At 66.9% G+C, this 24,929-nt stretch carries 21 protein-coding genes; 5 read left to right on the top strand and 16 right to left on the bottom strand.

The window, feature by feature from the left end:
- Positions 1 to 12: 12 nt before the first annotated feature.
- The 6 genes from dcm to ABGV18_RS03870 form a co-directional block, all read right to left on the bottom strand.
- Complete coding sequence (gene dcm, locus ABGV18_RS03845; RefSeq protein ID WP_396584887.1) at positions 13 to 1,470, bottom strand: DNA (cytosine-5-)-methyltransferase; 1,458 nt, start codon at positions 1,468 to 1,470, stop codon at positions 13 to 15.
- Positions 1,471 to 1,711: 241 nt separating this feature from the next.
- Positions 1,712 to 2,188, bottom strand: coding sequence for a DUF302 domain-containing protein (locus ABGV18_RS03850; RefSeq protein ID WP_396584888.1), 477 nt, complete (start codon positions 2,186 to 2,188; stop codon positions 1,712 to 1,714).
- Between the two features lie 550 nt (positions 2,189 to 2,738).
- Positions 2,739 to 4,295 (bottom strand): DNA recombination protein RmuC, encoded by a 1,557-nt coding sequence (gene rmuC / locus ABGV18_RS03855; RefSeq protein WP_396584889.1) that lies wholly within the window; start codon positions 4,293 to 4,295, stop codon positions 2,739 to 2,741.
- Positions 4,292 to 5,290 carry a bifunctional riboflavin kinase/FAD synthetase gene (gene ribF, locus ABGV18_RS03860; protein ID WP_396584890.1) on the bottom strand — a complete coding sequence of 333 codons (999 nt, stop codon included), beginning with the start codon at positions 5,288 to 5,290 and terminating at the stop codon, positions 4,292 to 4,294. The genes rmuC and ribF overlap by 4 nt, the downstream gene beginning before the upstream one ends.
- A 25-nt stretch (positions 5,291 to 5,315) precedes the next feature.
- Positions 5,316 to 6,902, bottom strand: coding sequence for a murein biosynthesis integral membrane protein MurJ (murJ, locus tag ABGV18_RS03865; protein ID WP_396584891.1), 1,587 nt, complete (start codon positions 6,900 to 6,902; stop codon positions 5,316 to 5,318).
- 826 nt (positions 6,903 to 7,728) lie between these two features.
- A complete protein-coding gene (locus ABGV18_RS03870; RefSeq protein WP_396584892.1) occupies positions 7,729 to 8,412 on the bottom strand; it encodes an arylesterase in 684 nt (227 codons plus the stop codon).
- On the opposite strand from ABGV18_RS03870, the gene ABGV18_RS03875 reads away from it, so the two are divergent.
- Together ABGV18_RS03875 and ABGV18_RS03880 are read left to right on the top strand one after the other, a co-directional pair.
- Positions 8,403 to 9,146 carry an ATP-binding cassette domain-containing protein gene (locus ABGV18_RS03875; RefSeq protein ID WP_396584893.1) on the top strand — a complete coding sequence of 248 codons (744 nt, stop codon included), beginning with the start codon at positions 8,403 to 8,405 and terminating at the stop codon, positions 9,144 to 9,146. The genes ABGV18_RS03870 and ABGV18_RS03875 overlap by 10 nt on opposite strands.
- On the top strand, positions 9,143 to 11,605 hold the full coding sequence (locus ABGV18_RS03880; protein ID WP_396584894.1) for an FtsX-like permease family protein: 2,463 nt from the start codon (positions 9,143 to 9,145) through the stop codon (positions 11,603 to 11,605). The genes ABGV18_RS03875 and ABGV18_RS03880 overlap by 4 nt, the downstream gene beginning before the upstream one ends.
- Positions 11,606 to 11,660: 55 nt before the next feature.
- Here the strand turns inward: ABGV18_RS03880 and ABGV18_RS03885 are convergent, their stop codons facing one another.
- From ABGV18_RS03885 to ABGV18_RS03915, 7 genes are all read right to left on the bottom strand, one after another.
- The gene (locus ABGV18_RS03885; protein ID WP_396584895.1) at positions 11,661 to 12,404 is read right to left on the bottom strand and encodes an AAA family ATPase; all 744 of its coding nucleotides are present in this window, start codon (positions 12,402 to 12,404) and stop codon (positions 11,661 to 11,663) included.
- A gap of 264 nt (positions 12,405 to 12,668) precedes the next feature.
- Positions 12,669 to 14,120: a nitrogen regulation protein NR(I) gene (gene ntrC / locus ABGV18_RS03890; protein ID WP_396584896.1), complete on the bottom strand. Its 1,452-nt coding sequence runs from the start codon at positions 14,118 to 14,120 to the stop codon at positions 12,669 to 12,671.
- Between the two features lie 8 nt (positions 14,121 to 14,128).
- Positions 14,129 to 15,241: a nitrogen regulation protein NR(II) gene (gene glnL / locus ABGV18_RS03895; protein ID WP_396584897.1), complete on the bottom strand. Its 1,113-nt coding sequence runs from the start codon at positions 15,239 to 15,241 to the stop codon at positions 14,129 to 14,131.
- Positions 15,242 to 15,454: 213 nt separating this feature from the next.
- Complete coding sequence (locus tag ABGV18_RS03900; RefSeq protein WP_396584898.1) at positions 15,455 to 16,135, bottom strand: DUF4124 domain-containing protein; 681 nt, start codon at positions 16,133 to 16,135, stop codon at positions 15,455 to 15,457.
- Entirely contained in the window at positions 16,132 to 17,352 is a 1,221-nt protein-coding gene (locus tag ABGV18_RS03905) for a 5-(carboxyamino)imidazole ribonucleotide synthase (RefSeq protein ID WP_396584899.1), read from the bottom strand. The genes ABGV18_RS03900 and ABGV18_RS03905 overlap by 4 nt, the downstream gene beginning before the upstream one ends.
- Positions 17,353 to 17,356: 4 nt before the next feature.
- On the bottom strand, positions 17,357 to 17,857 hold the full coding sequence (purE, locus tag ABGV18_RS03910; RefSeq protein WP_396584900.1) for a 5-(carboxyamino)imidazole ribonucleotide mutase: 501 nt from the start codon (positions 17,855 to 17,857) through the stop codon (positions 17,357 to 17,359).
- Positions 17,854 to 18,270 carry a SirB2 family protein gene (locus tag ABGV18_RS03915; protein WP_396584901.1) on the bottom strand — a complete coding sequence of 139 codons (417 nt, stop codon included), beginning with the start codon at positions 18,268 to 18,270 and terminating at the stop codon, positions 17,854 to 17,856. Before ABGV18_RS03915 ends, purE begins: the two co-directional genes overlap by 4 nt.
- A 148-nt stretch (positions 18,271 to 18,418) precedes the next feature.
- On the opposite strand from ABGV18_RS03915, the gene ABGV18_RS03920 reads away from it, so the two are divergent.
- Positions 18,419 to 19,087: an energy-coupling factor ABC transporter permease gene (locus ABGV18_RS03920; protein WP_396584902.1), complete on the top strand. Its 669-nt coding sequence runs from the start codon at positions 18,419 to 18,421 to the stop codon at positions 19,085 to 19,087.
- A 236-nt stretch (positions 19,088 to 19,323) separates the two neighbouring features.
- Entirely contained in the window at positions 19,324 to 19,662 is a 339-nt protein-coding gene (locus ABGV18_RS03925; protein ID WP_396584903.1) for a c-type cytochrome, read from the top strand.
- A 201-nt stretch (positions 19,663 to 19,863) separates the two neighbouring features.
- Here the strand turns inward: ABGV18_RS03925 and ABGV18_RS03930 are convergent, their stop codons facing one another.
- The 3 genes from ABGV18_RS03930 to ABGV18_RS03940 all read right to left on the bottom strand — a co-directional run bounded on the left by ABGV18_RS03930 (position 19,864) and on the right by ABGV18_RS03940 (position 22,649).
- Positions 19,864 to 20,664, bottom strand: a complete 801-nt coding sequence (locus tag ABGV18_RS03930) for an ABC transporter permease (protein ID WP_396584904.1) — start codon at positions 20,662 to 20,664, stop codon at positions 19,864 to 19,866.
- Entirely contained in the window at positions 20,651 to 21,253 is a 603-nt protein-coding gene (locus ABGV18_RS03935) for an ABC transporter ATP-binding protein (RefSeq protein ID WP_396584905.1), read from the bottom strand. The genes ABGV18_RS03930 and ABGV18_RS03935 overlap by 14 nt, the downstream gene beginning before the upstream one ends.
- A gap of 121 nt (positions 21,254 to 21,374) precedes the next feature.
- Positions 21,375 to 22,649 (bottom strand): c-type cytochrome, encoded by a 1,275-nt coding sequence (locus ABGV18_RS03940; protein WP_396584906.1) that lies wholly within the window; start codon positions 22,647 to 22,649, stop codon positions 21,375 to 21,377.
- 90 nt (positions 22,650 to 22,739) lie between these two features.
- Between ABGV18_RS03940 and recG the strand changes: the two genes are divergently transcribed.
- Positions 22,740 to 24,881 (top strand): ATP-dependent DNA helicase RecG, encoded by a 2,142-nt coding sequence (gene recG / locus ABGV18_RS03945; protein WP_396584907.1) that lies wholly within the window; start codon positions 22,740 to 22,742, stop codon positions 24,879 to 24,881.
- The last annotated feature ends 48 nt before the right edge of the window (positions 24,882 to 24,929 follow it).

Below are 24,929 nucleotides of genomic sequence, written 5' to 3' on the forward strand. Positions count from 1 at the left end.
ACCCGAAACTTTTCAAAGTGCCAGCGGCATCTGTAACTGTGGATCCTCTACCTTGTTCCCCTCGACTGCAGCCACCTTCTCTCGCGCCGCAACGACCCTGTCCTTCATCAGACCCGCCACCGCTGCAAACACCGGCACGACCACCGAGTTGCCGAACTGACGGTAGGCTTGGGTATCGGAGACCGGAATCACGAAGCGGCTTTCCCCGGCTTGATCGAACCCCATCAGGCGCGCGCACTCATGGGGAGTAAGTCGTCGCGGACGGTTAAGCATGTTTTTCTCGTGATGAAGGCCAAGGATTTCGTCAAAGCCTCGATCGACAAGTATCTCCGATCCATCCTTGTGGTAACGCGCCGACAGCGTTCTGGCAGTATCGTTGGGGCCAGTGAGGCCGAAACCAAAGCCATTGCCTTTGGCACGGTGCTTTGCAGCGTAGCCATACAGATACTCCCAGAGCTTCGGGGTCAATATGTACTTATCGTCATATTCATCGTCGAGCAGATCAGCGAAGGCTGACCGATGCTCCGGATAGAATCTCTCCATGTCGCGCAACGTGAAACCATGATGCACCTCAAGGTCACGCCGGAATCCCACCAGCACGATCCGTTCACGGTGCTGGGGAACAAAGTTCGCCGCGTCGATGATCTTGGGGTCACGCCCTTTCGGGGCGTCGATATCCGCCACCTCATACCCGAGCTCGTCCAGAGCTTCACAGATCACCCGGAAGGTGCGACCTCGATCATGACTCTTCAAGTTCTTCACATTCTCCAGGACAAAGGCTGCGGGGCGTTTTGCGGCAATGATGCGAGCAACATCAAAGAAAAGCGTGCCCTGCGCCTCGCATTCGAAACCGTGTTTCCGCCCCAGCGAGTTTTTCTTTGATACCCCTGCCAGAGAAAACGGCTGGCACGGGAAGCCGGCTAAAAGCACATCGTGATCAGGCACCTCCCGATCGATGTGTGCATAGGCCGCCTCCTCGCCGATTTCCGGTTTCTCGCTAAGAGTGATGTCCCGAATATCCTTGTTGAAACGGTGCTCCTCCGGGTCGCAGAAATGGTTCGCCTTGTAGGTGCGAACTGCGTGCGAATCCCATTCGGAAGTGAAGAGACATTTGCCACCAACGCTCTCGAACCCACGACGAATTCCTCCGATCCCGGCAAAGAGATCGACAAAAGTGAAGTCAGGGTCGCCATGGTGAGCAGGAGGTGACGGAAGCATCGCCACCAGAGCTTCATGCGCGGCGTGAGTCACCCGGGGCACGGCCTTGCCCTTGGCCCAGCGGTTGATCGTTTCCCGACACCAGTTACCAGGGTCGGCTCGGGACAGATGGTCCGCGACCTGACGTTGATCATAGATCTCCAAAACCCGCTCGAGCAGCGTCGAATCATCTAGATGGGTATAGGGATCACGTAAGGCTGCATCACGGACAAGATGAAGAATCCCGGGATGGCTTGGGGGAGCATAAGTCATGGGCACACCCTTCCTCTGGGTCAAACGAGTGACGAAGTACCACTATGATATTCCAAAATGGCGACAAATCACAGGCAATACTGTTTATTCATACAGCATTACTCATGGCTGGCACAAGGTCCTGTGTTGAACCGATCTCTGGACAAGAGCGATTGCCAAGGTAGAGAACATTCCTGTCAAAAAACGCAAAAGGCCGGGAGATTTCCCGGCCTTTTGCGTGTTCCCACCCCACTCTTGCGGTTCAGTCGCCGGCCGCCATGCGGGCGAACCCGTCAAGCGCCTGACGCACCTTTTCCTGCACCGGCGCGGCGCAATCACCGATCTCGTGTCGCTCGACGAGGTACTCGGCCGTGTTGTAAGCCACCTTGACGGTCTCCCCGTCTTCCCAGATCAGCATCTTCATCGGCAGGTCGATCGCCACCGTCGGGGCGCACTTCATCAACTGGGTACCGAGCTTCGGGTTGCCGAAGATCACCAGCCGCGTCGCCGGCATTTCCATGTCGACCGTCTTGGCGTTGGCCTGGTGATCGACCTGGGCCATGACCGTCAGGCCCTTGCCCTCGACCGCCTCGACCAGACGCTCCTCGGTCTCGGCCACGCTGTACTGGCTTTCCAGCATTGTCAGGCCGTTACCGGCCAGGGCCGCGGCCGGCAGGGCGAAGGCCGGCAGCACCAGCAATGCCGCTCGCATTTTTGAAAAGGTCGTCTTGAGGTGCATCTCGTCACTCCGTCTGTTTGTCTCGGTTACCGTGTTAGTGCACACCGACAGCGGTATCCACGCATTGTTAGTGCACGCCGACGAGGGTTAGTTCATGTCGAGGGCAGTGCCCAGGCAATGCCCTGCATCGGCTCGTCCACCGGGGTGTCGGCCAGGTGATGGGTGTAATTGCTCAAGGTTTCTGCGCGGTGCCAACCAGCACGTCGAGCATCTGGGATGGCTCGTAGCCGGCATCGAGACGGGTCTTCGACTGGAAGATATAGGAGAACGACAGGTACGCCTCGGCACGTGGAAGGGCGTTTTGCCGAGGGGCTTACGGAAGGATAGAGCGACGGGTCGATTCAGACGGCGACGTCCCCGGCACGTCAGGCACGCCTGCGGATGACGGGCATTTTCGACCTGCACGTCTACGCGCGAATGCCCGACGGGCAGAATCACGGCCGCGAGATCGTCGACACCCACCTCGAGACCGCCATCCGCCGCGGGTAACCATCGCCATCAGTGACCCCGTCGAGAAGAGGCATCTGACTCGGCTGTCGCCATCGGCAGGCTATGTGTCCTTGGACACATCCTCGTCCGACGGACCAGACAACGCATCGGTCAGCTCGGCGGCGGACAGCGGCCGCGACTCCTGGGTCACCGGGTCGAGCGTAGCGATGTCCTTGTCGGCCGAGACGGTCTTGAGGTCACGGAACTTACGTGCGCTGGGCAGCACCCGCGATTCGAGCGTGCCTACTGAGCTGTTGTAGGCGTTGACCGTCTGGTTGAGGCTCTTGCCCACCTTGGTCCAGTGGTCGGCGAGCGTGCCGATCCGCTCGTAGAGCTCCTTGCCCAACGCGGCGACTTCGACGGCATTCTGCGCCATGGCCTCCTGACGCCAGCCGTAGGAGACGGCCTTGAGCAGGGCGATCAGCGTGGTCGGGCTGGCCGGGATGACGCGGTTCTCGGCGCCGTACTCGATCAGCCCCGGGTCCTCGGCCAGCGCCGCGGAGAAGAAGGCCTCGCCGGGGACGAACAGCACCACGAACTCCGGGCTGGGATCGAACTGGTCGAAGTAGCTCTTTTTCGCCAGCTGGCCGACGTGGGTGCGCACCTGGCGGGCGTGACGGACCAGCGCGGCCTTGCGCCCGTCCTCGTCCGGCGCCTCGACGGCCTGCAGATAGGCATCTACCGGCGCCTTGGCATCGACGACCACCTGCCGCCCGCCCGGCAGATGGACGATCATGTCCGGGCGCAGGCGGCTGTCCTCACTGGATTGGCTGACCTGCTCCTCGAAGTCGCAGTGCTCCAGCATCCCGGCCATTTCCACCACGCGCTTGAGTTGCAGCTCCCCCCAGCGCCCGCGCGCCTGCGGCTGGCGCAAGGCCTTGACCAGGTCCGCGGTCTCGCGGTGCAGGCGCGGCAGGTGGGTCTGCAACAGGTCGTTGACCTGCTGGCTGAGCGCCGAATAGGCGCCGGTGCGCGCCTGCTCGAGCCCGTCGAGCTTGGTGTCGAACTTCTCCAGGCGCTCGCGGATCGGGGCAGTGAGTTGCTCGATCGCCTTGTGGCGCGCGGAGAGATCGTCCTTGGCCTGGTGCTGGAAGCGCTCCAGGTTCTCGCGCGCAAGCTTGAGGAACGACTCGTTGTTATGCGACAAGGCATCGGCCGACAGCCCCTTGAAGGCATCGGAGAGCTTGTCGCGCGCCTCGTCGAGCAGCTTGAGCTTCTCGTCGGCCGCCTCGCGCTCGCGTTCCAGCCGCTCGGTCAGTTCGGCCTTCTCCGACTTGAGCGTGCTGGTAGTCGACCGCTCGGCATCCAGCGCGACCTGCGTCTCGCGCCGCCGGGTCTCGAGCGCATCACGCATCTCGATCAGGTGCTGGCGCTCGGCCTCATGGCGAGCCGCCATGGTGCGCGCCTCCGCCAGTTCCTCCCGGGCGGCGCTCAGGGCCACGGCCTCGTCCTCGAGCTGGGCCTCGAGACGCTCGTGTTCGGCGGCCAGCCGCTCGCTCTCCCGGGTTTCCGCACGCAGGCGGGCCGCCAGCCAGGCGGTCGCCACCAGCATGACCAGCGCAAAAACTGCCAGTCCCCAAGCAATCGGGTTGTCGATCAGCACGTCGATGGACGTCACGATGTCTCTCCTTCATCCACCGGCCAGGGCGTTCCCGCCCGGCGGTGCGTGTCTAATAGTTGGCGCGCCTCGGCCACATCCGCCCCGATCTGTTCGACCAGGGCATCCAGCGACTCGAAGCGCCGTTCGTCACGGATATCGGCGAGGAACTCCACCGTCGCCAACTGCCCGTAGAGATCGCCGTCGAAGTCGAGCACGAACACCTCCAGGCGCGCTTCGCCACCGTCGACGGTCGGGCGGGTGCCGATATTGGCCACCCCGTAGCGTGTCCCGCCGTCGATGCCGCTCATCCGCACCAGAAAGACACCACGCAACGGCGACTGCCGGCGTCGCAATGCGATGTTCGCGGTGGGGAAACCCAGCTGGCGGCCGCGCTTGTCGCCATGCATCACCCGCCCGCAGAGAAAGTACGGGTGGCCCAGCAGCCGCGCGGCGGCGGCCACGTCGCGGGCCTCGAGCGCCGCACGCACCCGCGTCGAGGAGACGCGCTCGCCATCGAGTGTGACCGTCACGGCCCGCTCGACGCCAAAACCCAGACGCGGACCCATCGATTCCAGCAGGGCGAAATCACCGGCGCGTTTGGCACCGAAACGAAAATCGTCACCGATGACCACGTGCCGCGCGCCCAGCGCATCGAGCAGCAGCTCCTCGACGAAGACCTCGGCCGACATGCTCGCCAGTCGCGCATTGAATGGCATCAGCACCAACCGGTCGACCACGCCCAGAGCCTCGAAGGCCTGGAAGCGTTCGCGCAGGCGCGTGAGCCGAGCCACCGGCGTGACGCCATGACGCTCGGCGAAGAACTCGCGCGGCAGCGGCTCGAAGATCACTACCGTCAGCGGCAGGTCCAACGCGTCAGCCCGTTCGGCGGCCTGCCGAATGACCGCGCGATGCCCACGGTGCACGCCATCGAAATTGCCGATGGTGACAACCGCACCGCCGGCCGGGGCGGCGTCAGGTGGCGTTGTCCCGTGAGACAGGCGGATGAGATCCATTCGGGCTTCCTTCATTGGCGTTCCGTCATTGACGCTCACGAGGCACCAGGCGATCGAAGGCGACCACCGATACCAGGCGGCGCGGGGTCTGCCCCAGTGCCGCAGCAGTAGCCACGAATACCGCCACGCCCAACATGATCAGGCCGAGCACCGCCCCGAGCCGTTCGAGCCAGGCCCAGTCGGTCCAGACCTCGGCGGCCGGGCTCAGCCAGAGCAGCAAGCCCGCCATCGCCAACGCGGCGAGCGTGATGTGGCCGATGAAACGGCGCGTACCGGGCTCGATCCGCCAGACACCACGTCGACGCAGGGTCCAGCCCAGCAGCAGCGCGTTGACCCAGGCGGCCATCACCGTGGTCAGTGCGAGTCCCACGTGGGCGAGATCGCCGCCCAGCCAGAAAATCCACGGCACCACCAGCAGGGCCTTGAAGACCAGGTTGGCGCCCACCGAGATCACCGCAATGCGCACCGGGGTGACCGTGTCCTGCCGGGCGAAGAAGCCCGGCGCGAAGATCTTGATCAGCAGGAACGCCGGCAGGCCAAGCGCGTAGGCGGTCATCGCCATCGACACCATCTGGGTATCGGTGGGCGAGAACGCGCCATACTCGAACAGCGTGGCCAGGATCGGCACCGACAGCCCGATCAGGCCGGCCATCGCCGGCACGCCGATCAGCAGGGTCAGGCGCAGCGCGCCGTTGACGGTGCGATTGTAATCCTCGTCGCTGCCCCGGGCGAACGCGCGCGACAGGGCGGGCAGGATCACCGTGCCTATCGCCACCCCGAACACCCCCAGCGGCAGCTCCACCAGCCGGTCGGAGTAGTACAGCCAGCTCACCGAGCCGGCCACCAGCAAGGAGGCCAGGATGGTATCGATCAACAGGTTGATCTGCGTCACCGAGGCACCGAACATCGCCGGCAGCATCAGTCGCAAGGTCTTGCGCACGCCGGGGTGCCGACCGATTCGCGGTCGGGGCAGCAGTCCCAGCCGGGCGAGAAACGGCAGCAGGAAGAACAGCTGCAGGATGCCGGCGACGAACACGCCCCAGGCCAGCGCCATCACCGGCTCGTCGAACAAAGGGGCGGCAACCAGTGTCGCGGCGATCAGGCTCAGGTTGAGCCAGATGGGGGCGAGCGCCGGCATGGCGAACCGGCCGAAGGCGTTCAGGCTGCTGGCAACAAAGGCGGTCAGCGAGATGAACAGCAGGTACGGGAAGGTGATCATCAGCATCGTCTCGGCCAGCTCGAGCTGGGCCGGATCGTCGGTAAAGCCCGGTGCGAACAGCATGACCAGCAGCGGTGCCCCGGCCAGTCCCAGGGCGACGACCACCGCGACAACCGCCGCCAGCGTGCCGAACATGTAATCGACGTAGCGCTTGAGCTCTTCGCGCGTCGAGGTCTCGCGGTACTCGGACAGCACCGGCACGAACGCCTGTTGGAAGGCGCCCTCGGCGAACAGGCGGCGCAGGAAATTCGGGATCTTGAAGACGACGAAGAAGGCGTCCATCGACGCGCTGGCGCCGAACACCCGCGCGAGCAGCATGTCGCGGACAAACCCCAGCACCCGCGAGATCATCGTCATCCCGCCGAAGGCCGCGCTGCTCTTCCAGATGCTCACCTGGCTGCCTCCTCGCTCGCGCAGCAAACTACCCCAGCGTGTGAACCGAACCGTAGGAGCGCCTTCAGGCGCGAATGCAGAAGTGAATTGAGGCCCAAATCCAGGCGCGAACCAGCCGAACGATGACCCGCGCGCCGCACCCCTTCGCGGCTAAAGCCGCTCCTACGACCGACCTCGGCCGCCGTGGCGACAGCAATGGGTTTCGAAACTCGGCGACCAGGCGAGGCGGGGGCTCGCGCCGAACGGCGCGATTCGCTTGCAAGGCAAGCTCCCACAGGGGAGCCGCTCGACCACCCTCGGTCCTGTCCGACCGCCCCGTGGGAGCGGGCCCCGCCCGCCAAGGCCGCCCCAGCGGCCGTCCCGGTCGAACTCTCCTCCGGGGCACAGCGACGTAGCACCGCAGCCGGAACTTCATCCCGGGGCATCGGCGAGACGATTGGTTTTTGGAGAGCCGTCAGGAAGATATCGAAGATCTTGGTTTGCATCAGGAGGGAGGTTCCGGTCGTCGTCAAGACGATACGGCTCCGTTCTGCCCTCGTACCCGACGACCGGGGCGATTTTCTTTGCTCGCGCGAAAGAAAACCGCCGAAAAGAAACGCGCCGGATGTTTCGCCGCGCGTGGCGCGGTTCCCTGCGTTTCTCGCTCCAGCCGAGCCGTACCGACGGGCATCCCTGCCCGACGGCACGGTTGCGCGCGTCCCTGCGCGCAATCCTTCGGACTGATTCGGCTTCCACTGCGATACTCGGCGAAACATACGGGAACCGCCCCACCCCCTGATGGTTTTATTCATGGCCGCGCCAGAGCACCCTGAGCCAACAGATCGACTCACGGTTGCTCACTCGGCTCATCCAATTCCCACAACGGCGCCACCACCTCCCAGACATTCTCCAACACCCGGTCCTGCCCGTCGGCATTCGGGTGGATGCCGTCGTCCATCATCAGCTCGCCCTCGCTCGCCACGCCGTCGAGCAGGAAGGGCAACACGGACAGATCGTTGGTTTCGGCCAGCCGCTCGTACATGCCGGCGAATGGCTCAGTGTAGGCGGGGCCGTAGTTGGTTGGCAGCATGATGCCGAGCAGAACGACCTGGGCGCCATGTTCCTCGATGCGGTCGATCAGCGATTGCAGGTTGGCCTCGATGCGCGTCAACGGCAGGCCACGCAGGCCATCGTTCGCCCCCAGCTCGAGCAGCACCCAGTCGTATTCGCCGGTCTCGAGCACCTCGGGCAAACGCGAGAGGCCACCGGAGGTGGTCTCGCCGCTGACCGAGGCATTGGTCACCTCGAAGCAGTTGGGGGCGCGATCGGCTAGGCGCTCGCGTAGACCGGCCACCCAACCCGCCTCGGTGGGCAACTGGTAGGCGGCAGCCAGCGAGTCGCCGAAGACCAGCACCTGGGTCGGTGCAGCCGGGGTGTCGTCACCTATACTCGCGCCGAACCAGAAACACAGCAGCAACAGACCGGCGATACGCGCCGGCCAGCCGATACCGAGCTTTCCCCATGACCTCATCCGATGCTCCCCGTAACGACGCCCAACCGATTCTGTCCGTCGAGGGCGTCACGCAGACCGTACGTACGCCCGAACCGCTGACCATTGTGCATGAGGCCACCCTGCAAATCTTCCCCGGCGAGGCGGTCGCGCTGGTCGGGCCGTCGGGGGCGGGGAAGTCCACCCTGCTGGCCCTGATGGCCGGCCTCGACTCGCCCAGCCAAGGCGAAGTCGTGCTCGACGGCCACGCGCTTTCGCAACTCGACGAGGATGGCCGGGCCGCGGTGCGCTCGGGCCGGGTCGGCTTCGTGTTCCAGTCCTTCCAGCTGATCGACGGACTCAATGCACTCGAGAACGTCGCCCTGCCCCTGGAACTGACCGGCGCGCGCGATGCCGAGCGCCGGGCGCGGGAGGCGCTGGACGAAGTGGGTCTCGGCGAGCGGCTACGCCACATGCCCAGGCAGCTCTCGGGCGGCGAGCAACAGCGCGTGGCACTGGCCCGCGCCTTTGTCGGCGAGCCGGCGGTGCTGTTCGCCGACGAGCCGACCGGCTCGCTGGACACCGCCACCGGCGAGCACATCATCGATCTGCTCTTCCGACTGCGCGAGCGTCACCAAACCACGCTGGTACTGGTCACCCACGACCCGGCACTGGCGGCCCGCTGTGACCGGGGTTTCCAGGTGCAGGCCGGGCGCGTCAGTGACTGGACGCCAGACCCCGAGGCCCTGCAGGCACATCCCGGAGGCCGGGCATGAGCCAAGCCCCCCACACGCGACGCCTGGCCTGGCAGGGGCTGGTGCGCGAGGTACAGAACGGGCTGCTGACCCCGATGCTGCTCGCATTGCTGGTGGCCGTCTCGGCGGTGACCGCGGTGGGCTTTTTCGTCGATCGCGTCGACGGGGCGATGCGGGCACAGGCCGCGCAGTTTCTCGCCGCCGATGCGCGCGTGGAGGCCCCTGATCCGCTGGAGGCCGCCCTGGAAACGGCGCAGGAGCTCGATCTCACCACCAGCCAACAGGTCATCTTCCCCACCGTGGTGCTCGCCGGCGAGCAGACGCTACTAGTAGGTGTGAAGGCCGTCGACGACGCCTACCCGCTGCGCGGCGAGTTGCGGATCCGGGAGGACGGCGCCCCGCGCACCGTCACGCACGGCCCGCCACCGGGCGAGGCCTGGGTCGCGCCGCGGGCACGCCTGTCCTTAGGGCTGGAACTGGGCGACACCCTCCAGGTCGGCCAGAGCGAGTTGCCGGTGACCGCGATTCTCGAGCGCGAGCCCGACGTGGGCAATGTCTTCTCGCAGGCCGCCCCGCGCCTGATGATCCACCGCGACGATCTCGCCGCCACCCAGCTGGTCACCGACACCAGCCGGGTCGAGCATGTGCTGCTCCTGGCCAGCGATGCCGATGACCGCTCCACCCGACTGGATCGACTGGCCGAGCAATTGCCTGCCGAGTACGAACTCGAACGCCCCGAGAACAGCCAGCCGGCCTTCGAGACCGCCTTCGACCGCGCGGCGCGCTTTCTCGGACTGGCCTCGGTGGTCGCCGTGCTGCTCGCCGGGGCGGCGCTGGTGATCGCCGCGCGGCACTACAACCGCATCCAGCAGGACACCGCGGCGCTGATGCGTGCCCTGGGGGCCTCGTCACGACAGATCGGGGCGATCTACCGCTGGCGCCTGCTGATGCTGGCGCTCGCCGCCGCCATTCCCGGCATCGCGATCGGTGCCGTGACCCAGCTGCTGCTGGCCGACCTGATGACCGCCGTACTTGAGGTGGACCTGCCGCCACCCAGCCTGGTGCCGGTAGTGCTGGGGCTGGCCGTCGCACTGATCGCCCTGTTCGGCTTCGCCCTGCCGAGCCTGATTCAACTCAAGCACACCCCACCGCTGCGGGTGCTCAACCAGCGGGCAACCGCCCCCAGCCCGGCGGCGAGCCTGCTGTTCGGCGCCGGCGTGGCCGCGATCGCGCTGCTGGTCTGGTTCCAGGCGCGCGATGCCGCGCTGGCCCTGTACGTGCTCGGCGGACTGGCGGCGAGCCTGGGCACCTTCCTGGTGGTCGCCTGGCTGCTCGTCAGTGCCCTGCGCCGCTGGCCGGCGCGCGGCGTGGCCCGATTCGGGCTGGCGCGCATGGCACGGGCGCGCTGGGTGTCGGCCACGCAGATCGCCGCGCTGGCACTGGGGGTCACCGCGGTGCTGCTGCTCTCGGTGGTCCGCGCCGATCTGATCGATGCGTGGGAGGGACAGATCCCGACAGACGCACCCAATGTGTTCGCCATCAATATCCAGCCCGACGAGGTGGACGAGATGCGCGCGTTCCTGGACCGGCAAGGCATCGAGGGTGCCGGCTTCTACCCGATGATTCGCGGGCGCCTGGAGGCGCGCAACGGCAACGAGATGAATCCCGGCAACTACGAGGGGCGCGCCCATCGGTTGGCGACGCGCGAGTTCAACCTGTCGACGGCCGAGGACCTGGCCGCGGACAATCAGGTGCTGGCCGGCTCATTCCCGGCCGAGGGTTTCTCGGTTGAGGAGGGCATCGCCGAGACGTTGGGCTGGTCACTGGGTGATCGGCTGACGTTCCGCGTCGATGGCCGGGCGATCTCGGGCGAGATCACCTCGATCCGCTCGGTCGACTGGGACTCGATGCGGCCCAACTTCTTCGTCACCGCCAGCCCGGCGCTGATGGAAAACGTCGCCGCGCAGTACATCACCAGCTTCTATCTACCCGAGGGCAGCGAGGACCGCCAGGTCGAGCTGCTGCGTGCCTTCCCCACGGTGACGCTGTTCGACGTCTCGCGCATTCTCGACGAGGTGCGCACCCTGATCGCGCGCGCCAGCCAGGCGGTCGAGTACGTGTTCGCCTTCACGCTGGCGGCCGGGCTGGTGGTCCTGCTGGCCGCCTTCGGTGCCAGCGAACGCCAGCGGATTCACGACGCCGCGGTGCTGCGCGTGATGGGCGCCAGTCGCCGCATGGTGCTCTCGGCGCTCTGGATCGAGTTTCTGGCACTGGGCCTGCTGGTGGGAATACTCGCGGCGTTTGCCGCAATGGGGGTGGGCTCGCTGCTCTCCGCCCAGGTCTTCGACCTGCCCTGGCGCCTGAACCCCTGGCTGCTGGCCTGGGGCATCGGCGCTGGCCTGCTGCTCGCCGGGCTGATCACCCCGTTGCTGGGGCGGCGCATGACGCGGGTGGCGCCGGCGCGAGCCTTGCGCGGCTGAAACCTGGCGTGCGGAGGCAACCGGTGGGAGCGGGCCGGGAAAAGACCGGCTCGGGTCAGGCGAAGAGGCCGTCGATCTCGTCCCAGAGGGCGCGGTAGGCCTGGTTGGCCGGGTGGCGCGGCTCGCGATAGACGCTCGGCTGTTGATCCTCGCCCATCTGTTCGACGATCGAGGCGTAGGGGATCTCGCTCGAGAGCAACTCGGGGATGTCGTGGCGATGGCGCTCGGCAAACTCGCGGTGCATGCGCCGGCGGCGATCGACCAGGGAGAGGAAGGCGCGCAGCCGTTCGGGGTGGATATGGCGCTCGTCGAGGTGGCGCTTCAATTGGAACCAGGTGCGTTCGGACAGGTGCGTGGGCACCATCGGCACCAACACCATGTCGGCCGCGCGCAGCACGTTGTCCGCCAGCAGCGACAGCCCCGGCGGCGCGTCGATCCATATCTCCTCGAACTGCTCGGCCAGCGGGTCGATCAGCTTGGCCAGCCGGTAGCCGGCGTCCTTCTTGTCGGCGAGATGATGCTCGATCGCCTGCTGACCGGGCAGGGCCGGCAGCACCCAGAGATGGTTGTGAATGGTGGGGCGCACCGAGGCGGCCAGCCCCTTGGGCTTGAGGAGCTTCTTGACCGACCGCTCCGCGCCCGCCTCCGATTGCAGGTACCACGACGCGGCGCTCTGGGGATCGAGATCCCAGACCAGCACGCGCCGACCGGCCGCCGCCGACAACGCCGCCAGGTTGACCGCCGCGGCGGTCTTGCCCACCCCGCCCTTGACCGAATACAGCGCCACCGTCTGGGCCATGCCGATTCCCCGTTTCCGACTGATTAAAACCTGCTTAGGAGCATAGCATCGGGCAGGGTCGGATCTTGTGACAGTCGGCCAGGACCGACCAGGGCACGCCGCACCATAGTCGGCGCAAGCGGGCCACCTCCCCCGAGCCGCACCGATAGGCGCGAGTGCCGATTTGTGGTCAGAACGAGCCAACGGGTGGGTCGACTGCGAGCAGGACGGCCGCTACTGCGGCCTTCGCGGGCAAGGCCCGCTCCCACGGGGCGCCAGCGCGCCTCAGTGCTCGCCCAGCTCCTTGAGCTTGCGCGTGACCGTATTGCGTCCCCAGCCGATCAGCGCGGCGGCCTTCTGCTTGTGCCCGCCGGTGAAGGCCAGCGCGGCCTGCAGCAGGGTGCGCTCGAAGGCCGGCCCCGCCGTGGCCAACAGGTCCTGATCGCCGGCCTTGAGCCGGGCCTCGGCCCAGCGTGACAGGTCGCTGGTCCAGCGCGAGAGCAGTTGGTCGTCGCCATCCACGGCGTGTTCGCCGCTCAACCCCTCGATGATGGTGTCGGGCAGGTCGTCGATGCTGATTTCGTTGCCCGGCGCCATCACGGTCAGCCAGCGGGCGATGTTCTCCAGCTCACGAACGTTGCCCGGCCAGGGGTAATCGCACAGGCGGGCCTCGGCGGACCGGGTCAGGGTCTTGACCGGCACGCCCAGTTCCTCGGCGGCACGGGCGAGGAAAAAGCGCATCAGTTGCGGGACGTCCTCGACCCGTTCGCGCAGCGACGGCAGCTTGAGGCGGATGACGTTCAGGCGATGGTAGAGATCCTCACGGAAGCGCCCCTCCTTGACCAGTTCCTCGAGGCGCTGGTGGGTCGCGGCGATCACGCGCACGTCGCTCTGGATCAGTGAGGTGCCACCGACGCGGTAGAAGTGCCCGTCGGAGAGCACCCGCAACAGGCGGGTCTGCAATTCCAGCGGCATGTCGCCGATTTCATCGAGGAACAGCGTACCGCCCTGGGCCTGCTCGAACCGCCCACGCCGCTGGGCCGCCGCACCGGTGAACGCGCCCTTTTCGTGGCCGAACAGCTCGGATTCCAGCAGATCCTTGGGGATCGCCGCGGTATTGAGCGCGACGAACGGCCCCTCGCGACGCTGGCTGTGCCGGTGCAGGGCGCGGGCGACCAGTTCCTTGCCGGTACCGGATTCGCCGTTGATCAGCACGGTCACCGACGAGCGCGCCAGCCGGCCGATGGCGCGGAAGATCTCCTGCATCGCCGGGGCATTGCCGATCAACTCCGAGCCCGATCCGGCCTCCCCCGGCTCGGCATGCTGCGCGCGTTCCCGCGAGGCATCATAGGCGCGCTCGGCGAGTCGCACCGCCTCGTCGATGTCGAACGGCTTGGCCAGATAGTCGAAGGCGCCCTTCTCGAAGGCGCCCACCGCGCTCTCCAGGTCCGAATGCGCGGTCATGATCACCACCGGGATCGCCGGGTGTGCGGCCGCCAGTCGGGTGAGAAAACTCAGACCGTCCTCGCCGGGCATGCGGATGTCCGAGAAGATCACGTCGGGCAGGTCGCCGCGATCGAGCCGGGCCTGCGCACTCGCCACCTCGTCGAAGGACTCCACGGCGAAGTCGGTGGTGGCCAGCGCCCGCTCGAGGACCCAGCGGATGGCCTGATCGTCATCGATCACCCACAGGCGGGGGATGGGATGTCCGTTGTTCGGCTTGTCGGCGGCTTGCATGGTCGGGCTCACTCGTTCGGTAGATAGGACGCCTTCCGCCCCGGGGCGTGGTCGCCGTCGGGGTGGATGGGCAGGATCAGGGAAAACCGGGTGACGCCGCGCTTGGGCACGAACTCGATCATGCCCTGGTGGCGCTCGGCAATGGTCTGCGCCAGCGACAGCCCTAGCCCACTACCACCGGCCCGGCCGCTGACCATCGGCAGGAACAGGGTCTCGACCAGGTCCTCGGGCACACCGGGGCCGTTGTCCTCGACGTCGATGCGCACGGCCAGTCGATGGCGCTTGCCGTGGATGGTGAACTGGCGCAGCACGCGGGTGCGGAAGGTCAACCGTGGCTCGGGGGTGTTGCCCTCACGCATGGCCTGGACGGCATTGCGGGCGAGATTGAGCAGCACCTGCACCAGTTGGTCGCGATCGGCCCAGACATCGGGAATCGACGGGTCGAAATCCAGCCGCCAGTCGAGCGGCTTGTCGCCCGCCTCGATTCGGAGCAGCTGGCGAACCTGCTCCAGGGGCTCGTGGACATTCACCCAGTGGCAGTCCGGTCGGTCGTTCGGCCCGAGCATGCGGTCGATCAATCCGCGCAGGCGATCGGTCTCCTGCAGGATGATGCGGGTGTACTCGGTGAGGTGCTCGTCGGGGAGCTCGCGCTCCAGCAGCTGCGCGGCGCCGCGCAGGCCGCCGAGCGGATTCTTCAGCTCATGGGCCAGCCCGCGCATCATCTGCCGGGTGGTCATCTGCAGCGAGTTGATCCGGGCGTCGCGGGAGATGCGCAGGTGGCGCTCGATGTCGTTGAGTTCCAGCATCACCCGGGCCCGGGGATAGTCCGGTCGCGGGGTGATCGCGCAGTCGGCCACGCGAGTCGACTCGTGGGCCAGGACCAACTCGATCTCGCGCAGGGTCACGACCTGCTGGGTGGTCAGCGCCTCGCTGATTGTCTCGGCCAGCAGGGGGTTGGCGGCGAAAACCGTCTCAAAGCCCGACTTGAGCGCGGCGCCGTAGCTGGTGCCCAGGAACTGCTCGGCCGCCGAGTTGAGATAAATCGGCCGATTGCGCTCATCGAGCACCACGATTGCGGTGTTGAGGGTGTCGGCAAGCCGGGGCTCGGATCTCGGGTTCATGCACTGCTCCACCGGGCGCGAAACGGCCGACAGGCCAGGCCTGCCGGGCGACTGACGATTTTGGTGCAATTAGCGTGCCCGGCCGAGAGCCACGGCATCGACCCTGACGGATCGCATGGTGGCGGGGCTGGCCCCAAGCGACAGCCCGGGCCAGAGAGTTCGACAAGGAACCAATTGCACCCGATCAGTGCATGAGAATAGACGATCGCACCGTTATTGGGAGGGCGTCATCAATTGAAAGCGCACCGGCGCACTCTCCTTGACCACCTCGCCGTTGCGGTGGATCTGCGCCACGAGCACGTGCTCGCCGGGCGCGAGGCCGTTGATCAGGTGACGACGCCCGGAGGAATCCCGCACGCGCGGCTCACCATCGACGAGAATGCGCACCCGGTCGCCACCCTGGAGATTGGGCTGCATCACCAACCCGACCGTGATGCTGCCCTGCAGGCGACTGGCTACCTCGCCATCGGCCGGCTCGACGATGGCCAGATGGCGATAGGCGGGTTCCTGCGTGTCTGTCCGAGTCTCCTGACCGGACGATGGTGGTGCGGCATCGTCATTGCCGACAGACGTGCCCGCGTCAGCGTCACCCTCACCGGCAGAGCGGGGATCGGCAGCCCCCGACCTCGCCCCTTCCACAGGGGCTGGTTCGGGCACCTTGACCGGCGTCATGGGAATGACCGGGGCATCCTCGACCTCGTGGACGGTCGCGCCCTCGACCGGCTCGTCGGTGAACACCGTCTCGCCGGCGTCGTTGGTGTACTGGTAGATCTTCGCGGCCGCCGACGGCTGGGCCAGCGCCAGCAGCAGTGGCCAGAGCAGGTGGACCCAACGCGACGACCTTCCGTTGACGACTCGCATGGATGTGCCCTCGATGCGTTGGCGGCGGGTCATGCCCCGGATGTCCCGGGTGCCATGGATGTCTCGGGCGGCCGGATCACGGCCCGTAGCTGATCGAGCCGGGACTCGAGCGCCGCGCGATCGGGCGCGGTGACCGTGACATGGCCGAGCTTGCGCCCCGGGCGTGGGGTCTTGCCGTAGTCGTGCCAATGGGTACCCGGCACCGCCAGCACCGCCGCCGGGTCGGGCAAGGTGCCGACCAGGTTGAGCATCGCTACTTCGCCCAGCGGGTCGGTCTCGCCCAGCGGCCAGCCGATCACGGCGCGGATGTGGTTCTCGAACTGCGAGGTGCGCGCCCCGCCGAGGCTCCAGTGACCGCTGTTGTGCACGCGCGGGGCCATCTCGTTGATCACCAGCCGCCCGTCGACGACGAAGAACTCGATCGCCAGCACGCCGACGTAATCGAGCTTGTCCATCACCAGCCGGGCGGCGCGCTCGGCATCGGCCTGCAACGGGTCGCCGCTGTGCGCCGTGGTCTGCCAGAGGATGCCGTGGCGATGCTCGTTGGTCACCAACGGGTAGACCCGCGCCTCGCCGTCGCGACCGCGCACGGCGACGATGGACACCTCGCGCTCGAATGCGAGCATCTTCTCCAGCACCGCCGGGGCGCCGGCCAGTGCCTCCCAGGCAGACGCCGCCTCGCCGGGGTTGCCCGGCCCGCCCTCGTGGGCGGCATGGGCGGGATCGGCCAATCGCACCTGGCCCTTGCCGTCATAACCGAAGCGACGCGTCTTGAGGATCGCCGGGGCGCCCAAGTGAGCAACGCCCTGGACGATGTCACGGACCGAGTCGACCTGCACCCACGGCGCGACCGATAGCCCCAACCCCTCGAAGAACTGCTTTTCCTCGACCCGATCCTGCGCCACGGCCAGCGCCTGCGGATTGGGCATCAGGCAATTGCGTGCCGCGACCAACTCGGCGGAGGCCAGTGGCACGTTCTCGAACTCGAGCGTGACCAGGTCACACTCGACGGCCAGGCGCTCGAGTGCCTCGGCATCGTCGAACTCGGCGCGCAGGTGGCGCCCGACCGAGGCGGCCGGCGGCTCCATGGCCGGGTCGAGGAAGGTAAAGCGGTGCCCCATCGCCACTCCGGCAAGGCCCAGCATCTGGCCGAGCTGGCCACCGCCGATCACGCCGATGTGCAGCCCGGCCGGCTCGCCGGTGCGCCCCTCGACGCGTGGCACCTCGCACTGATCCTGAACGCCGCCCATCGGCTCAGTCCTCGCCCGGCTCGGGCTTGTCGAGCACCGCCTGCGTCTGGCGCTCGCGCCAGTCATCCAGCCGCTCGGCCAGCGCCTCGTCGTGGGTCGCGAGCGTCGCCGCGGCCAGCAGCGCGGCATTGATCGCGCCGGAGCGACCGATCGCGAGCGTGCCCACCGGCACGCCGGCCGGCATCTGCACGATCGAGAGCAGCGAGTCCATCCCCGAGAGGGCCTTGGACTGCACCGGCACGCCGAACACCGGCAACCGGGTCTTGGCCGCGACCATGCCCGGCAGGTGCGCCGCGCCGCCGGCCCCGGCGATGATCACCTTCAGGCCCCGACCAACGGCCGCATCGGCGTAGTCGAACAGCTTGTCGGGGGTGCGGTGCGCCGAGACCACCGCCTTCTCGAAGGGAATGCCCAGCGCCTCGAGCGTCTCGCAGGCATGACCCATGGTTTCCCAGTCGGACTGCGAGCCCATGATCACTCCGACCAGCGGTTGGGGGGCACTCATACGCCGGTCACCAGGGCCGGCAGGACGTCCTGCAGTTGCGGGTGCGTGTTCGCCACGCCCACGGCGGCCACGTACAGGAACACCAGGATGGCCAGCACCCAGGCACTGGCGCGCAGGCCACGGGTCTTGCCAAAGCGCATCGCGACCAGGCCCAGGCCGATGTAGACGATCAGGCCGACGATCTTGACGGTGAGGAAGTCGGGATGAATACCGTTGCCCCAGAACAGCAGCCAGGCGGCGACCAGGGCGCTGACCAGCAGCACGGTGTCGACCACGTGCGGGGTGATCTTCACCCATTTTTTGCTCAACATCGGCGAGCCGGCGAGCATCCAGATGCCGCGCACGACAAAACCGATGAGCGAGAGCACGGCCGCCAGGGCATGCAGTTGGATCCAGAGTGAGGCGTTAGCCATGGGGTATCTTCCCGATTGATGTGTCCGTGTGACCGCGGGGGAAATTTCCCCAGATGCGGAAAGGGCCAAAGCATAAATCATCGGCGCCCACCCCCCAAGGTCGCTACACTGAGGGCTCCGCCGGGTACCCGCGACATGAGGTGATGCCATGCAGCTACCCAACCACCTGGTCTCCCTGCCGATTGGCGCGATCGGCTGGCTGCTGGCCCTCGGCAGCCTCGCCTGGGCGGTGCGCACCGCGCCCTGGCCGGCCCTGCGTGCCGATCCCTCGCGCATTCACCTGGTCCTCCTGGCCGTCGTCTTCCTGACCGGCATGTGGACGCTCTCGGCCACGCTGATGCCGGGGCTGACCCTGCACTTTCTCGGCGCGGCCACAGTCACACTGGTCATCGGGCTGGAGCTGACCCTAATTGCCGGCCTGATCGCCGCCGTTCTCTCCGCATTGCTGTTCGGCCATGGGCTGGCCATCGCCGGCTGGACGTTCGTGCTGAGTGCCGCCCTGCCCGCGGCGATCACCTACGGCATCACGCGCGCCTCGCAGCACTTCCTGCCGCCGAATTTCTTTATCTACCTATTCATCGGCGTGTTCCTCTCCGCCGTGCTCGGCGTGCTGGTCCACGGTGGCGGCACCGCGTTGCTGGTGATGGCGCTGGGGCTGTATGACACGGACATCATCTGGAACAACTACCTGCGCATCCTGCCGCTGCTCGCCTTCCCCGAAGGGGTCATCAACGGCATGCTCATGACGGCCCTGGCACTGGTCAGCCCGCAACTGGTGATCTCCTTCGACGACCACCATTACATCGACGGCCGGTGAGCCGAGATCGCTCGGGCGCGCGCCCAGCTGACACGCTGGCGGATTGCGTCCTGACGTCGTCCATTTGCAAGATGCAACTCGCACCACCGCCATCAGTCCAACTGGGCTCGGGTAAACGTTTGTTTATGGAAGGACGCCGAGCCGCGCGAGGGTGGCATGGAACCTGCTTTATCAAACCCTAGCCGAGCAGGAGTGAGCTCGGATAATTAAGTGACACGAGATATCAGGAGTTCCTCATGAAGAAACTGACCGCGATCGCATTCGCCTCCGGTCTGGCCGTCGCCTCCGGGCAGGCCATGGCCGCCGACATCAAGGCCGGCAAGAAACTGTTCGAGCAGAGCTGCGCCTCCTGCCACGGCCAGCAAGCCCAGGGCCAGGGCATGTTCCCGGCACTGACCGGCAAGAGCGCGGACCACCTCGTCACCGCGCTGGGCCACTACAAGAACGGCAACCAGGACGCGCTCAAGGAAATGGGCGACCTGGGCGGCTCGAACTTCGCCATCATGGCGCCGAACGCTGCCGGCCTGTCCGACGACGACATGGAAAACCTGGGCGCCTACATCGAGACGCTCTAAGCGTCCGAGCACGGTCCCGCAAACGACAAACCCGGACCAGTGGTCCGGGTTTTTTTGTGGCTGATGGCAAGTCACATGGACCTTGCTCGAATCGACTCGCCGCCTACTCCCGCATCAAACCGAGTCTCGCGCCTGCGGGCGCGATTCGCGGGCGGGGCCCGCTCCCCCAATACCTTCACGGCACGGGACGGTTGCGCGTTTTCAGCGCCCGCTGCGTAGCCGGTCGAGTCGCAGGCGGTCGCGCGCATCGAACAGGCGCCGCGCGCCCAGCTGCACCGCTATCAGCGAGCCAAAGCCCGTCGCCGCGGTGATCAGGAACATGATCAGGATCTGGTACTTGACCGCCTCGATCGGCGCCGAGCCGGCGAGTATCTGCCCGGTCATCATCCCCGGCAGGCTGATCACCCCGGCCGCGGCCAGCATGTTGAGCGTCGGGATCAGGCCGGCGCGCATCGAATCCGACCGCAGCTCGGCGGTGGCCTCGCGCACCGAGTGGCCCAGCACCAGCCGCGCCTCGATCTCGGCGCGACTCTGCCACGCCGTCTGCGTCAGGTTGTTCAGCGCCAGCCCGATGCCCGTCATGGTGTTGCCCAGGATCATCCCCAGCAGCGGGATGGCGTACTGGGGCTCGTACCAGGGGTCGGTCTCGATCATCAGGGTCAGGGCCAGCACCGTGACGATCAGCGCGGTCACGCTCATCGCCGCCAGGCCGATACCGTAACCGTGCCAGCCACGGATGGCCCGCTTCTGCCGCGCGACCACTTCGTAACCCGCCAGCCCCATCATCACCATCGCGATCAGCACGATCCACGGCAGGGTCGCCGCGTCGAATACCGCCTCGAGGATCACGCCCACCAGCAACAGCTGCAGCACCATGCGCACGCTGTTCAGGGCCAGCGTGCGAAACAGACCCAAGCCCAGCAGTATCTGCACCACCCCGAGGGCCAGCACCAGCCCGGAGGCCACGATCAGGTCAACCGGCGTCAGGCTATACAGATCCATGCAGCACCCCTCCTTCGGCGGTCATTTCCAGCCAGCGATCGTCGTGGACGGCAATCTCGCGCGGATCGTGACTGATCCACACGGCGGCCGCGGACCGATCTCGCAGATAGTCGAGCAGCAGGCCTGCCATCGCCTCGGCGTTGTCGCGATCAAGATTGGCGGTCGGCTCGTCGAGCAACAGCACGCGCGGCTCGAGCGCCAGCGCGCGCAATACCGCCAGCCGCTGACGCTCACCAGAGGACAGGCGCTCGACGGGCGACTCCCACAATGCCGCCCGCAGTCGCAGGCGCTCCCACCAGGCCTCGGACGGACGGGACGGGAAGTGCTCGGCCACCGTGTCAGCCCACCAGCCGGACTCCGCCGGCACGAGCGCCACCTGGCGGCGCCAGTCGGTCGCCGGCATGGATTGCTGCTCGACACCTTCCAGCTTGATCTCGCCCTCGTGCGGAGACAGATCGGCCAGCGCGCGCAGCATCTGGCTCTTGCCCACGCCCGATTCGCCCCGCACCGGCAGCACCTCGCCGGCGGCCAGCGCGAACGAAACCGGCGGCACGTTCGGCCCGCACAGATCCTTCACCTCGAACAACATGCAGCCCCCACTGTCGAAAAAACACGCCCCACAAACAAAACGCCGGCCCGAGGGCCGGCGTTCCACTTGCGTTGCTCTGAACCGCTGGCGCGCGGTCCGGCTTGCCGGTTATCCGGGCCCCTTAGGAGCCCGCCGGCTCCTCGCCCATGACCGCGATGTAGGCACCCAGCGCCTCGATGTCATCATCGGTCAGGCTCGTAGCCTGCGGGATCATCGCGTAGGAGTTCGGACCCATCTCCTGACCCTTGCGATAGATCTTCAGCAGGGAGATGGTCTGATCCATGCCTGTGCCAGCCAGCTTGGGCGCGTTGAACAGCTCGCCACCGTCGCCTTCGGCGCCGTGGCAGATGGCGCAGGAGGAATACAGTGCGCGACCGCGGTTGATCAGCGACTCGCTGACGATGCGCGGCTCTGCCGGCTTCTCTGCCTTCTGGACCTCGCCACCCTCGGACTTGGCCTCGTCACCACCCTCGCTGGCGCCGGCGTCGCCGCCACCGCCATTGGTGCCACCGAACTCGTCGGCGATGTAGACCGACAGGTTGGCGATCTGCTCGTCGGAGAGGCTGGATGCGTTCGGCGCCATGGTGCCGTAACGACCACCCAGGCCGACCGACTTCAGGTAGTCCTGATCGCCTTCACGATAGGCGGTCAGTTTCTTCTGGATGGCGGAGGCATCCATTCCGGTCAGCACCGGGAAGGCGCCGCCCTGGCCGTTGCCATCCGCACCGTGGCAGGCCGCGCAGGAGGCATAGGCGCCCTTGCCGGCTGCCACATCGCCGTCGACGGCACCGCCGCCATTGCCATTGCCGTCAGCGCTATCGCTAGCGGCATCGCTGTCGCCACCGTCGGAGGCGCCACCGACACCACCGCCGAACTCGTCGCCGATATAGGCGGCCAAGTCAGCAATGTCCTCGTCGGAGAGGTTGGCGGCGTTCGGCGCCATGGTGCCGTAGCGGTCACCCAGGCCGACCGACTTCAGGTAGTCCTGATCGCCGTCGCGGTAAGCGGCCAGCTTCTTCTCGGCCTCGTCAGCCGGGATGCCGGTCAGCACCGGGAAGGCGCCGCCCTGACCCTTGCCGTCGGTGCCATGACAGGCGGCACAGGAAGCGTACTTCTCCTTGCCGGCGGCGATATAACCACCGGAACCATCAGAGGACGTCTCGTCGCCGCCCGCATCCGACTCGTCATCGGAGCCCGACTTGACGTCGGCCGAGGCAGTCTTGGTTTCCTCTTGCTTGGTTTCCGGCGTCTCGACTACCTGCCCTTCGAGTGCGTTCTCGTCAGCGGTGTTGAAGAGCGCGTTCACGAGATAGAACACGGCAACCAGCAGGACCAGCGCCGAGACGAAGCCAACCAGCTTCGACATCGGATCGACCTTGGGGGTATGTTGAGCCACGAGAATCCTCCAGAATCTTTATCGTTTTAGCATGCGCAACGGCGCGTAGTATATCGGCAAAAATCCTCGTTTGACAGAACCGGCGCGCGCATGTCTTCCCCCGCATCCAAAAAAAACCACACATCCGGCAGGGTCTCCAGCTCGGGGCGCGGCAGAAAGGCGTCTCCGGGACTGTCGTCTCCCGTGGGAGAACTGCCCGGCGTCGGCCCCAAGGTCGCCGAAAAGCTCGCCCGCCTGCAAATCGAGACGGTCGAAGACCTGCTCTGGCACCAGCCATTGCGCTACGAGGACCGCGGCACCAAGCAATCGCTCTCGCCGGAACACATCCATGAGGCGGCGCTGTTCGAGGTGCGCATCACCGAGGTGCGCCCGCTGTTTCGCGGCAAGGCCCGCCTGGTTTGCCAGGCCGTGGGGGAAGGCCCGTCCGGCCCGACGCCCCTGACCGTCTGGTTTTTCGGCCGCTTCGGCCCCACGCCCCAGGCCGGCCGGACCTACCTGCTGTTCGGCGAGTTGCAGCACGGGCCGCACGGCCTGGAGATGGCCCAGCCCGAACTGGTCACGCCCACCCAGATCGGCCAGATTCGCCCGGTCTACCCCGCCACCGAGGGCGTCGCCCAGCCCAAGCTGCGCCAACTGGTCGAGGCCGCACTGGAAGTGGCCGTGCGCGAGCTGCGCGACCCGCTGCCCGTCACGATTCGCGAGGCGCGCGACTGGCCGCCGCTGATGCGCGCCCTGCAGCGCATCCACCTGCCCAAGCGCAACGACGGCGTGCCGGACCGCAGCGAGCCGGCACTGCAGCGCCTGATCACCGAGGAACTGGCCACCCACATCCTCGCCCTGCGCCAGCGCCGCGCGATCACCCGCCAGGTCGCCGCACCGGCCATCCCGCCGCAGGAACACCTGTTTGACCAACTGCTCGGGCATCTGGGCTTTTCGCCCACCGGCGCACAGACGCGGGTGATCGGCGAGATCAAGACGGATCTGGCCCAGCGCCTGCCGATGCTGCGGCTGGTGCAGGGCGACGTCGGCTCGGGCAAGACCCTGGTCGCCGCGGCCGCCGCACTCGATGTGATCGACGCCGGCTATCAGGTCGCGCTGATGGCGCCCACCGCGCTGCTCGCCGAGCAGCACGCGCGCAACTTCGCGCAATGGTTCGAGCCGCTGGGGCTGTCGGTGCTGCTGCTGAGCGGCCAGCAGTCGGCCGCCCAGCGTCGCGAGGGGCTGGCGCAGCTGGCCGACGGGCGCGCCCAGATCGTGATCGGCACCCACGCGCTGTTCCAGGAGTCGGTCGCCTTCCATCAACTGGGACTGGTGATCGTCGACGAGCAGCATCGCTTCGGTGTACACCAGCGCCTGGCGCTGACCGACAAGGGCGCCAGCCCGCCTGACTCAATGGGTTCAGGCGGCGCACGCCGGCCGCATCAGCTGATCATGACCGCCACCCCCATCCCGCGCACACTGGCCATGACGCAGTTCGCCGACCTCGACGTCTCGGTCATCGACGAGCTGCCGCCGGGCCGCACGCCGGTGACCACCGTGGTGGTGCGCGCCGACCGCCGCGGCGAGGTGATCGAGCGCATCGCCCGCGTCTGCGCCGAGGGGCGACAGGCCTACTGGGTCTGCCCGCTGATCGAGGAAGGCCAGATCGAGGCACAGGCGGCCGAGTCCACCTTCAGCATGCTGGCCGAGGAGTTGCCGCATTTGAACATCGGCATGGTGCACGGGCGGATGAGCGCCGCCGAAAAGCAGCGCGCGATGGCCCGCTTCAAGGCGGGTGACTATCACCTGCTGGTGGCGACCACCGTGATCGAGGTAGGCGTCGACGTGCCCAACGCCTCGTTGATGATCATCGAGAACGCCGAGCGCATGGGCCTGGCCCAGTTGCACCAGCTGCGCGGCCGCGTCGGCCGGGGCGCGACCGCCTCCCACTGCGTGCTGCTGTTCGAGGAACCGCTCTCCGACCGCGCCCGGGCGCGGCTGACCCTGATGCGCGAGACCGAGGACGGCTTTCGCCTGGCCGAGGCCGATCTGGAACAGCGCGGCCCCGGTGAGGTGCTCGGCACCCGCCAGGCCGGCATCGCCAAGCTCAAGATCGCCAACCTGCTGGAAGACCAGGGCAAGCTCGAACAAGCCGGGCAACTGGCGGACGAACTGCTAGAGCGATTCCCGGAATCAGTCAATCCGCTGATCGCCCGATGGGTCGGGGCGGCGGGGCAGTACGGGCAGGTGTAGCGCCGCCCCGACCCAACCCTTGCTCGCATCCGGCCGCTGACATACAGT

Source organism: Guyparkeria halopsychrophila (assembly GCF_044582135.1).
GTDB lineage: Bacteria > Pseudomonadota > Gammaproteobacteria > Halothiobacillales > Halothiobacillaceae > Guyparkeria.